The organism is Bacillus cereus group sp. BfR-BA-01380 (assembly GCF_022663535.1).
GTDB lineage: Bacteria > Bacillota > Bacilli > Bacillales > Bacillaceae_G > Bacillus_A > Bacillus_A cereus_BB.
On sequence record NZ_JAKUFS010000006.1, the window covers coordinates 92556 to 104931 of the forward strand.

Sequence of the window (12376 nt, forward strand, 5' to 3'; positions counted from 1 at the left end):
AATACCGCAGCTAATAAACTACGGTATTCCAAAAAGCCATTTAATTTTATCACTTAATCTACCTATAAATTCAAAGTGATATTAGCCAAGAAAATATATACATTATTACATAATAACGGCCCTTTTTCTTTTATAATAGGCAAATCATTATTTTCCTTCTGGCAACTGAATTGGATCAAATTTTTCATAAGAAGTAACCTTTACATCTACACTACCTTGAAATGCTTCTTTATCCGCACTCGCCTTTATATCTACTTTAAAAGCCTCCACTTTATAATCTTTTGTAAAAATATATTGGACATTTAGAAAGTCTACATTTATCCCTTCGGACAGTTCTTTTAAGTTTCCGTTCCTGTCAATTTTCTGTAAAGTATCTGCTGCTTCTTTTCCTTTTAAACGGAATATAAGCTTATACTTCTCTCCATCTTTCTCCACTTTCATTTTATTTTCCGGCAGATTCGGTCGTAATAAATCATTCAATATAGCTTCAACCACCTTAAAATCCTCTGCGTTAAATTGGTCGGCAGGAATCGTAATAAGCTCCCCTGTATTGGGATTTTTCACCTGATTAACAATCTTTCCATCTACCTCATATGATATAACAATCGTCCCTGAGACATTCATTTCACTTCGGGATCTCTTTGTTTTCGGCTCCATCTGTATTTTCAATTTCATATCTTCTGACTTATTGTTCCCCTTCGTAACCAAGCCATATGTCATTGTGACATATTCTTCTTTTTTAAACTCCTCAGCTGCTTTGTTAAAAATATCCTTTACTACTAGCTCTTTTTCTTTTTGTACTGCCGCTGCTTTCGTTTCACTCGTTTTTTCACTGTTACACCCCGTTGTTAAACCTACCATAAGTGCTAAACTAGATACTGCAATCATTCTTTTCATAAAGCTTCCTCCCCATTATCCCTTTAGAAACAATTACCATTCCAAAACAAGCTACTTTTGATACAGTCGACTTTGTATGGTATCTGGCAACAAGAACACAAACTTGCTCGTAACTAATCCCTCTGTGTTTAGACTTTCCACCACATTTGCGAGGTTTACGATCAAAAATGCCACGTTTACCTTCCCCACTCGTTTCTATCATGTATTGTTCCTATCTATACTAATCTAATATTTCATATAATCTAGAATAGAAGTACTTATAAAAATTGTCAAACTTTCCCTCTCCAGTCTCTTCATTAATTGGATCCAACTTACAACTGGACACTCATTATTTCGAAATATTGACGTATCGATACAGTATGCCAACTCACCTAATTCTTCTATCATTACATATTCTTTTGATAGATTGTCATCTTGACGTGATTTCTCCGTAAATTTTCCACAAGGAGGAATATTTGTTTCTTTTGCTCCTACACCATAAATTTCAATTCCAAGTACAATTCCTTCTCCTAATTGTTCTAAAGTGAATTCATCTCTATGATTTGCACCATGATATCCAATCCCTAACGTAAAATATACTGTTGTATTTGGATCCATCTCTCATTCCCTCTTTTCCATATGATAACTATTTTGTTTAAATTACTTTCTAATAACCGTCCATCTCTTCAAATCAATACACTCTTGAGCTTCTTCAAGTATTTCTACTTTCATATAGATTTGGATTAGTAATATACTGTTTGTGTATCTATAAAGTTGTTTAAGGCGTATCGCCAGCATTTTGGAAAATAACCACGCTAAGAGTTTTTGAGTCGTTTTAATTCTATTTTAAATTATGTTGCATTCAAAAGTGGCTTATCTTTAGTAAACACGATAAACTATATTCTCTTGTCGTAATATTTTAGAGCAAAATACTCTACTATATTCCGTGACATTATAAATAAAGCTATAATAAGGAAAATATTAATAAAAACTTTTAAAAATAAAAATCTATAAAGCATGTGTTGCTTTAGTTAAAGGAGAATTAACTTCCTTTTTTTGGGCTGTGGCATTAACTGGTGCAGCTTTAGGTTTTCTAAAACATAACTTTTTTCCAGCACGTATAATTATGGGAGATGCAGGATCAACATTGATTGGTTTTCTATTAGGATCTATATCTTTGATTGGCACAATGAAATCAGCTACCGTATTCTCTATATTTATACCTGTATTTGCTTTGGGAGTTCCTATTATTGATGGATTACGTGTAATAATACAGCGTACGTTAAAAGGACAAGCCCCTTATAATCCGGATAAAACTCATGGACATCATAAGTTACTTCAAGCAGGTTTTTCCCAATCTCATGCAGTCATGGTTTTGTATTTAATAGGAACTTGTTGTTCTTTAATTTCTATTGTAATTCTATTATTGGATGTATAGATGAATTATTTATCCCGCTATTCGTGGGCAGTAATACTCCCTAAAATGAAAAAATACGCTATTCTTTCTGTAAAATTATAGGAAAGGATGGCGTTTTTATTTTGAAATGTTTAAGTAGGTGATACACGGTAAGCATCACCCTCCCTTCTTCAACTAAACGGCAGGTTAGTATATTTTATCATTTAACCAAAGTGATAGATGATAAAACAAACAGCAGTAATAAAGAAGTGCCATTCCAAATGTGGACTGGCACTTTGTAAGATACAAAATTCATTGTTTAATTTCGGCTGAGGAATTTGATTCATCTATTTTGTGTTTACTTTTAGTCTTGCAGTTGTTCCCATTCTTCCAGGAATTGTTCTAGTTGCATTTGTTTTGTTTCCTTGTTCGTTGTAATCTCACTAGCACGTTCGTAGTCAGCATACACTTCTGGTAAGCAAAGCTCGGCTTCTAATGCATTAATACTTTCCTCAAGTTCAGCAATTCCTCAATTTTATGTAAACGCTGACGCTCTAGTTTTTTCGTCCTTTTTCCTCAAGGTAGTTTAATTTCTCTTGTGCAACCTGCTTATGAATGGGTTCATCCACTTCTGTAGATTCAAGTTTAGCGTGTTCTAACATTTCATTTTTCTTTTCCTTTGAAGGTAAGATGTATCGTTCTCCCTTTTCATATAGGGCGAGTAATTTTGGTAAAAAAGATACTTTTGATGCAAATCGATAAACCAATAATGCTGAAGCGATTCCTATTAAGGCACCTACTGCCACATCGACAGGATAATGAACCCCTACCCAAATACGAGAGATGCCTACACATGTTGCAAGCACGGGCCATAGCCACCATTCTTTTTTACGAACAAGCCAAAATGAAAAGCAAATTGAGAAAAATAAAATCGTATGGTCACTTGGGAATGAATTATCTATCTCATGATTAATAAGCTTATTGACATCAGGAAGTACTGCAAATGGCTGATAATGCGAATGAAAGTGCCCCACTATTTTCCCAATCACTTCAGCAAGAACGAAAGCAGGCATGGCATGAATAACCATCATTCTATTTTTATCAGATCGAGTAAACCAATAAAAAACAATAATTAGCGCTAACAAATACACTGTATATTCCGCCACAAATGCCATAGTTGGATTTAAGAACGGATACTGTTTACCTAAATCATTGATTGTTCGAAAAGCATCAATGTTTAATTGCGAAAAAGACATTTTTTAAAATCCTCCAAACTTCACTGAATCTCTAATTGTTAAAGTAAATAATTGCTGCTATTAATCCGATGACAGGTGTCACAAAATATTTGTTCCTAGCATATTCACCTATATACATCATCATTTTTCATGATAAGCACATTATCCTAATCCGTTATATTTATTAGATCTACCCTTAACTATCTAAATACCTTACACTTACTTATGGTTCATGAATATCCACTCCTTTTTTAATTGTATGGTTGGTTTCAGTTTACATGGAACGGTATGTTGAAAACATCGAATTGTCTAACAGTTAACTTACATTTTTGTAAGTTAAGAAGGAAGCGTGATTTAGCTTCCTTTCTCTATGAATGGGATGAATCAAACATGTACGTTCCCGTTCACGAATGTACATGTAACATGAGGACGATTCCTACCATATTAAATATATTTTTAGGGTTTTATAAAGAAATATATATGGTTCTGGTGCAAAAAGTTCAACACACTTGCAAGTGATCTCTAAATCTTGAACATACTGATACTATTATTCTAAAAAAGGGACGTGATCAGTATGGAAAACCAACATTTATTCAAATGAAAACATTATCAGCCTGACATTATTTTGCTAACTGTAAGAGAAAAAAGAAGCAACCTCTACTATGATTGACGTTGTATGAGCTTAACTTGATAGCAATGGAGTAACGCCACATCGCTATCAAGCTAAGAAATTGGGTATTCCCGCAAATGAAAGAATGAGCTAAATTGTTATAAATAATTGTGGAAAAATAAAATTTTCGTTTTGGGGGTAATTCAAAATATTAGCTTGATGGCTATGGAGCCCCTCCATATTTCTACATTCAATGAACGCTCTTCTTTCAAACCTTTCATTAGAAATGACAAATAATACTCTACACGTTACCACAAAACATTGAACCTATAAATTATGGATAATTAACAAAAAGCATGACATAAAATTGTCATGCTTTTTGCCTATTAAAAAATTCTTTTCGTACATTATTATTTTTTCAGTATATTAACGTAAAAACTCATTAATTCAGTGGTATTTTTCATTTTTCATTCTTTATACTAACTTTAAACAGTACAAACAATTTTCATTACCCAGTAGCGAACTTTTTTCTCTTTGGACAACGGTTTACATCACTCGCTTAAACATCTTCTCCAATTCATAAGTCGAATGATGCACAATAATCGGTCTACCGTGCGGACAAGTATATGGGTTTGTTGTTGTTCGCAGTTCTTCTAATAAGGCAAAGATTTGATCGTTCGTTAAATATTGATTTGCTTTAATCGATGCTTTGCAGCTCATCATAATGGCTGCTTCTTCGCGCAGTTTTTTAATATCGACTTTTTTCAATTTCAATACTTGCTGCATCATTTCATCGATAATTTCCATCTCTTGTCCTTTTGGGAACCATGTTGGATGTGAGCGGACAATAAACGATTGGTGGCCGAATTGCTCTAGAAAAATTCCTACTTTTTTCAGTTCTTCTAGTTGTTCTTCGATGCGCAAAAATTCATTAAGCGATAGATCAATTCGGTACGGAACGAGTAATTCTTGTACCTCCGGCGTTACTTGTCCTACTTTATCACGGAAATATTCATAGTTAATGCGCTCCTGAGCTGCATGCTGGTCAATCATATATAATCCTTTATCATTTTGAGCGAAAATATATGTTCCGTGCATTTGCCCAATTGGATACAACGGCGGTAAATCGTTTCCGTTCATTTCGATTTCTTGCACTTCTTCAAGTTCTTCTAATTCAAAATCTTCCTCATGGTCTTCCCAAGCATTCTCCCCTGAAAGTGGTTCTTCTACAATTGGTTTAGATGGTTGCCAATTGTTTTCTTCTTTTACAAGAGACTCTGGCGGCTGCCATTCTTGTTTTGGTGGATTCCAAAGCGGTGGTTGTGACTTTGGTTTTTCTTCTTGCTCATCCATTCCACTTGGTAAAACGATAGTTGGCAACTCTTTCGGCTTTGCGTGCTCAAACTGAAATTGTTCTTGAACACTTTCATCTTTTTCTTTCTTCTTTGTTGCAGAGCCGGCATCAGGAATGAGTTGAATCTTTTTAAATGCATCTTGTAATGCTTTTTCAATAAGCTGCAATAATTCCTGTTCTTTACTGAAGCGAACCTCTAGTTTTGCTGGATGAACGTTCACATCAACAAGCATCGGGTCCATTTCAATAGATAAGAAGCCAATTGGATAACGGCCAACAGGTAACAACGTATGATAGCCTTGTTGCACCGCCTTCATTAAGACATAATTTCGAACGTAACGACCATTTACAATCGTTGACATATAGTTACGAGATGCACGTGTTACTTCTGGCAACGTCACATACCCACGAATCGTAAAGTCTAGCGATTCTGCTTCAATTAGAATTAATTTTTTCGCAACTTGAATGCCGTAAATTGCCGCAAGGACTTGTCTTACATCACCATTTCCTGATGTATGAAGCAATTTCTTCTCATTGTGAAACAAACGCAATGAGACTTCCGGATGTGACAATGCAATGCGGTATACAATGTCAGTAATATTCCCGAGCTCTGTATGAATTGTTTTCATATATTTTAAGCGTGCTGGTGTATTAAAAAACAGATTTTGAACCGTAATGTCCGTCCCTTTACGGCTCGCTGTTTTTTCTTGTTTTAAAATCTCGCCGCCTTTAATCACAAGGTGGGTTCCTGGTGCATCCCCTGTACTTGTGATTAAGTCTAATTCACTAACAGATGCGATACTCGGTAATGCTTCGCCGCGAAAGCCAAGCGTTCGAATACGAAACAAATCATTTTCATCTTTAATTTTACTTGTTGCATGTCGTTCAAAGGCAACGATACAATCTTCTTCCGCAATGCCATCTCCATTATCAATGATGCGAATTTTCGATAATCCAGCTTCTTCTAAGTGGATTTCAATAGATGTACTATTCGCATCGATGGAATTTTCGACAAGTTCTTTTACAACCGAGGCAGGGCGCTCCACCACTTCCCCAGCCGCAATTAAGTTAGAAAGCTGATCATCGAGTTTGCGAATTTTCCCCATCTACTGACTCATCCTTTCTTTAACTTTTTCTGTAAACGGTACAGTTCATTTAACGCTTCTAACGGTGTCATATCAAGTAAATCGATTTTTTTAATTTGCGTTAATACTGCTGTTTCTTTTGAATCAAGCACAGGTTTGTCTTCTTTGTTTACTGGTTGTTCCGCTGCAAAGAAGGATAGCTGTGATTCTTCTTCCACTTCTTCTTGCGGCAATGCATCTTGTTCTTCTTTTACGACTACAGGTTCTTGCACTATTTCTTCTGAAACTTTCATTTCCGTTCGTTTCGGAATGATTACTTCCTCTTGTCCTTCAAGCTGCGCTAATACTTCTTTAGCACGAGCAATTAAGCTATCTGGTAGCTCTGCAAGCTGAGCTACGTGAATACCGTAACTCTTATCTGCTGCTCCTTCTTGAATTTTATGCAAGAAGACCACTTTTCCGTTTTCTTCAATTGCGGAAACATGTACATTTTTTAGCTGACCTAAACTTTCTTCTAGAACTGTTAATTCATGATAATGGGTTGAAAATAATGTTTTCGCACCAATTTGATCATGAATATGCTCGATAATTGCTTGCGCTAATGCCATACCGTCATACGTAGATGTACCACGGCCAATTTCATCAAATAAAATTAAACTTCTTTCCGTTGCATTCGCAATTGCATTTTTCGCTTCTAACATTTCGACCATAAACGTACTTTGACCTGATATTAAATCATCTGCTGCCCCAATTCTCGTAAAGATTTGGTCAAACACAGGGAGTACAGCCTCTGCTGCTGGTACAAAACAACCGATTTGCGACATAACGGTAATCAATGCTAATTGACGCATATACGTACTTTTACCGGACATATTTGGACCAGTAATCAAAAAGACATCCATAGTTTCAGGCATGATACAGTCATTTGGAACATACAATTTGCCGTTTAATACTTTTTCAACGACCGGATGACGGCCATCTTTAATAAAAATTTCTCGTTTACTCGTTAATGTTGGTTTTACAAATTGTTCTTCCTCACTTACAGTTGCAAAACTTTGAAGAACATCTAGTTCACTAATAATTTTTGCTAATTGCTGCAATTTCGGAATAAATACTTTCACTTCTTCGCGAAGAGCTGTGAATAAATCATATTCTAACTGAACGATTTTTTCTTCTGCTTCTAAAATTAACGTTTCTTTTTCTTTTAATTCATCTGTAATAAAACGTTCTGCATTCGCAAGCGTTTGTTTCCGCTCATAACGTCCTTCTGGAAGTGCAGATAGATTTGCTTTTGTAACTTCAATATAGTAGCCAAAAATACGGTTATAACCAATCTTTAATGACTTAATTCCAGTTATATCGCGCTCACGTTTTTCAAGCTCGGCAATCCACGTTTTCCCGTTTTTGCTTACATAACGATACTGATCTAACTTCTCACTGTAACCATCTTTCATAATGTCACCATCTTTTATCGAAAGCGGCGGGTTTTCTTGGATACTTCTCTCTAGTAATGCCGCTAGACTTTCACACGGATCAGCGCCTTGAATTAACGTTGTAGCATAAGCATTATCTAAAAGACTAACAGCTTCTAGAATCGCTGGTACTTGCAGTAAGGAACGCTTTAATTGCAGTAAATCGCGCGCATTGACACTACCATATGAAACTTTTCCTGCTAATCGCTCTAAGTCGTATACTTCTTTTAGTTTTTCTTTTAAATCTTCACGGAAGAAATAATCGTTCACAAACGTTTCAACCATTTCTAAACGTTCTTCAATTTTTTCTTTTTGGATGAGCGGACGTTCCATCCACTGCTTTAACATCCGTCCTCCCATCGCTGTTTTCGTTTTATCAAGCAGCCATAATAACGAACCTGTTTTTTCTTTTGTTCGAATGGTTTCCGTTAACTCCAAATTACGTTTAGAGTGAACGTCAATCTTCATAAATTGATTTGTATAATAAATTTCAACAGGTTGCAGGTGATCTAGGGAACGTTTTTGTGTTCGTAAGACATAGTTAAATAAACGCCCAACTGCTGCAAGGAGTTTTGTTTGCGTCACATTTTGAACGAGGCGCATAAGACTCTCTGGAATTCTGGTTTCTTCCTCATATGAAACTGTCATTTTTAATGTCGCTAACAGCTTGTCTAGTTCTTCCTCAGAGAATGTGGAAGATACGACAATTTCTTTCGCGCCTGTTGCGTATACTTCTAGCAATACATCTTCAAGTGTTCCGGTTAACAATGTTACTGTATTTTGACCTGTCGTTAAGTCATTGCAAGCTAATGCATAGGAACCATCTTCAAAATGTACTAGTGCTGCGAGAAAATTATTTTCCTTTTCATCTATTGTACGGCCTTCCATCATCGTTCCTGGTGTAATTAATTGAACAACTTCACGGCGCACAACACCTTTTGCTGTTTTTGGATCTTCAACCTGTTCACAAATTGCTACTTTGTATCCTTTTTCAATTAATTGTTCAATGTAATTTTTTGCAGCGTGATATGGTACGCCACACATTGGAATTCGATCGCTTCCGCCCCCATCACGACTCGTCAATGTAATTTCAAGTTCATGTGCTGCTTTTACAGCATCCTCAAAGAACATTTCATAAAAATCGCCTAATCGAAAAAATAAAAAGGCATCCTGATAATCTGCCTTGATCTTTAAATATTGCTGCATCATCGGCGTGTACTGTGCCATTTTGCTCCTCCATACATCTTTCTTTTTCACTTTAAAAATATATTATAACACAATTATACACGAATGATTTTGATCCATCATCTGAAACATATACAAAAAGCTAGGAAGAGGGTCTCCCTAGCTTCAACTTACTCTTCTTCAGCTTCAACTTCTACAATAAAGTTCGGATCAAGTTCTTCAAACTCATCATCATCCACTTCAAATTGCCCATCATCCAATTCAAATTGCTCATCACCTTCTTGACAACCTTCTGGATTCACACTTACACAAATCTTTGTTTCCCCAATAACCTCTATGACAAATTCACGTTCTACTGTAACCACTATTTTATTTCTATTTGGTGAAGTCACTGCTTCTAAACAATTTGGATGTTGAACGACACGTGCAATAATTTCGAAATCTTCCCCAGAAAAATTCTTATCACGATAGCCAATTTTCACGTCATCTGTGTAATTTACACGCTCTGTTACCACTTCAGTTTTCGTATTTTCATCATGCGAATACCATATATTAATATCATAGTATCCTTCGATTTCTACAAACTTTCCATTCTTTATTGCTTCATATGCATGGTTAATAACCCAGCAACCCAGAATACTAGTCGGTGGATGGTTCGGCTCAACAGTGTGAGTTGTTTTCATATACTTACGCCCTTTTCCCACAACTGCTTTCGTAATAATCTCTCTAAATTCAGACATACGAAACCCTCCTCAATGAATGTTCATTTCATTATATGCGGGACAAATGCGGAATGTGTTATTCTTTTTTGAAAAAACCATGCACCTTTCATTTTGTAATAGAAAAGCTCTGATTTTCAGAAGTCGAAAACAATTATTGAAACTTCAAGAAGTGCGGGATAGAATATCATCTATTAGAAACGAATTGAACTACCCCCACCTACCGTTGCACTTCTTGCACGCTTGAGGTGGGGGTCTTCTCGCCAGATAGGATAAAAAAAAGATGTCGAACTCGACATCTTTTAGCAACCACACGTGCCTTTTTTATTTGCTACTTCAGCACCTGTCTCTCCTTTTAACACATCACCGCCAGTTGAAATTAAAATTTCATCTGTGACCGTGTTTGAAATTGTACTTGCGACAAGCTGCAATAAATCATTTACATATGTTTGAGAAGATTTGAACTGTTGTACAACTGGAATTTCATCCAGTTTATCTTGCAGCACATCAATTTCAGATTCTACTTTTTTTAACGCTTCCCATTTCCCATAATGTTGTAAATTCACTGCTTGTTTTTGCAAAGCCTTAATTTCATCAATCGTACATCTTACATTTTCATTTTTATGAATTTGCGCTTCTGCACGTTTAAAGAAATCCACTTCTTCTGTTTCAGAAATCATTTTTGCTAATTCTTTCGCCTGTTCTACAATTTCATCTTTTGTAAAGATTTTCATCTCTTATTTCACCTCGATTGGCTCCTCAACCAATTCCCCGTTTAGAGACCAAGTTTTCGCTTCTGTTATTTTCACTTTTACAAGCTGACCGATTACAGATTTTTGAGCTATGAAGTTTACAAGTTTATTAGCACGTGTATAACCTGCAAGTACATCAGGATTATTTTTACTTTCTCCATCAACAAGCACTTCAACGATTTGTCCTTCATACGCCTTATTCTTCTTCGCAGAAAATTCATTTACTAACGCATTTAAGCGTTGCAAACGCTCTTTTTTCACTTCCATTGGTACATTATCTTGCATTTTTGCAGCTGGTGTACCTTCACGTGGTGAATAAATAAATGTATATGCACTATCAAAGCCTACTTCACGATATAACGACATCGTTTCTTCAAATTGTTCTTCTGTTTCATTTGGGAAACCAACGATAATATCAGTCGTTAGTACTACATTTGGAATTGCTTCTTTCATTTTACGTACAAGTTCTAAATAGTGCTCACGTGAGTATTTACGTGCCATAATTTTCAGCATATCTGTACTTCCAGATTGCACCGGTAAGTGAATGTGTTCAACTAAATTGCCGCCTTTTGCAAGCACTTCAATTAAACGATCATCAAAGTCGCGCGGATGGCTTGTAGTAAAACGAATACGTGCTACGTCAATCTTACGAAGTTCATCCATAAGATCCCCTAAACCATATTTCAGATCTTCAAGGTCTTTTCCATACGCGTTTACGTTTTGACCAAGTAGCGTAATTTCTTTATAACCATTTGCAGCTAAATGACGAACTTCTTTAATAATATCTTCAGGACGTCGACTACGCTCTTTACCACGTGTATACGGTACGATGCAGTACGTACAGAATTTGTCACATCCGTACATAATGTTTACCCACGCTTTAATATCTCCGCGACGTACTTTCGGAAGGTTCTCAATTACATCACCTTCTTTTGACCATACTTCAACAACTGTCGCTTTCGAGAACATAGCATCTTTTAAAATGTATGGAAGGCGGTGAATATTATGGGTACCAAATACCATATCTACCTGCTGGTATGTTTTCATAATTTTGTTTACGACAGATTCCTCTTGTGACATACAACCACATACACCAATTAAAAGATCAGGATTTCTTTGTTTTAAGGATTTTAAATGACCAAGTTCCCCGAATACTTTATTTTCAGCATTTTCACGAATGGCACATGTATTTAATAGAACCACATCTGCATCTTCTGTAGAGAATGTTGGTTCGTATCCAAGAGTTGTAAAAATACCAGCCATTACTTCTGTATCATGCTCATTCATTTGACATCCATACGTACGGATATAAAACTTTCTTCCAGCACCAAAATTACGAAACTCTTCTGGTAAGCCAAAGTCACGTTCAATTTTAACTTCTTCTTTCCCACGTTTTTTCGCATCTTTTAAAGACGGTGGCTGATATACACTTTCAAAATATTTACTGTAATCTTTTTCTGCTTTTTTAGTAGTTGAAGTTGCTTGTTGACCTGCTAATCGTTGCTCTTCGTTCATGATTAATCTCCTTTCAACCTTACATATACAAAGTTTTAACTGTTAGTTGTTGTTTAAGTTGTTCTTATAAAAAAGCATATCGCTTCATTCCTATACACATTATTATAGTATAAAGCGTTCAGTCAAATTAAACAATAGAGATAGCTTGGATTCATGAACGATTTCACTTGATACTAA

At 35.8% G+C, this 12376-nt stretch carries 8 protein-coding genes and 3 pseudogenes; 1 reads left to right on the forward strand and 10 read right to left on the reverse strand.

The annotated features are described in order from the left end of the window. Positions 1–147 precede the first annotated feature (147 nt). From MR076_RS07790 to MR076_RS07800, 3 genes and pseudogenes are all read right to left on the reverse strand, one after another. On the reverse strand, positions 148–897 hold the full coding sequence (locus MR076_RS07790; protein WP_242219392.1) for a hypothetical protein: 750 nt from the start codon (positions 895–897) through the stop codon (positions 148–150). Continuing rightward, positions 887–1087: pseudogene (locus tag MR076_RS07795) on the reverse strand (IS1595 family transposase); the annotation flags it as partial. The pseudogene MR076_RS07795 and the gene MR076_RS07790, both read right to left, overlap by 11 nt. Before the next feature lie 35 nt (positions 1088–1122). Continuing rightward, positions 1123–1494 (reverse strand): SMI1/KNR4 family protein, encoded by a 372-nt coding sequence (locus MR076_RS07800; RefSeq protein WP_242219393.1) that lies wholly within the window; start codon positions 1492–1494, stop codon positions 1123–1125. Between the two features lie 388 nt (positions 1495–1882). Between MR076_RS07800 and MR076_RS07805 the strand changes: the two genes are divergently transcribed. Next, positions 1883–2314: an MraY family glycosyltransferase gene (locus MR076_RS07805; RefSeq protein ID WP_313897315.1), complete on the forward strand. Its 432-nt coding sequence runs from the start codon at positions 1883–1885 to the stop codon at positions 2312–2314. A 322-nt stretch (positions 2315–2636) separates the two neighbouring features. Here MR076_RS07805 and MR076_RS26535 read toward each other — a convergent pair. The 7 genes and pseudogenes from MR076_RS26535 to miaB form a co-directional block, all read right to left on the reverse strand. After that, positions 2637–2949, reverse strand: a pseudogene (locus MR076_RS26535) (ABC transporter ATP-binding protein); the annotation flags it as partial. Next, positions 2944–3528 (reverse strand): annotated as a pseudogene (locus MR076_RS07815) (undecaprenyl-diphosphatase); the annotation flags it as partial. The pseudogenes MR076_RS26535 and MR076_RS07815, both read right to left, overlap by 6 nt. 1135 nt (positions 3529–4663) lie before the next feature. Continuing rightward, complete coding sequence (gene mutL / locus MR076_RS07820) at positions 4664–6577, reverse strand: DNA mismatch repair endonuclease MutL (RefSeq protein WP_242219396.1); 1914 nt, start codon at positions 6575–6577, stop codon at positions 4664–4666. A gap of 8 nt (positions 6578–6585) precedes the next feature. Further along, positions 6586–9255, reverse strand: a complete 2670-nt coding sequence (gene mutS, locus MR076_RS07825; RefSeq protein ID WP_242219397.1) for a DNA mismatch repair protein MutS — start codon at positions 9253–9255, stop codon at positions 6586–6588. Between the two features lie 128 nt (positions 9256–9383). Next, complete coding sequence (gene cotE / locus MR076_RS07830; protein WP_242219398.1) at positions 9384–9953, reverse strand: outer spore coat protein CotE; 570 nt, start codon at positions 9951–9953, stop codon at positions 9384–9386. Between the two features lie 281 nt (positions 9954–10234). Continuing rightward, on the reverse strand, positions 10235–10666 hold the full coding sequence (locus tag MR076_RS07835; protein ID WP_242219400.1) for a YlbF/YmcA family competence regulator: 432 nt from the start codon (positions 10664–10666) through the stop codon (positions 10235–10237). 3 nt (positions 10667–10669) lie between these two features. After that, on the reverse strand, positions 10670–12199 hold the full coding sequence (gene miaB, locus MR076_RS07840) for a tRNA (N6-isopentenyl adenosine(37)-C2)-methylthiotransferase MiaB (RefSeq protein ID WP_242219402.1): 1530 nt from the start codon (positions 12197–12199) through the stop codon (positions 10670–10672). Positions 12200–12376 lie beyond the last annotated feature (177 nt).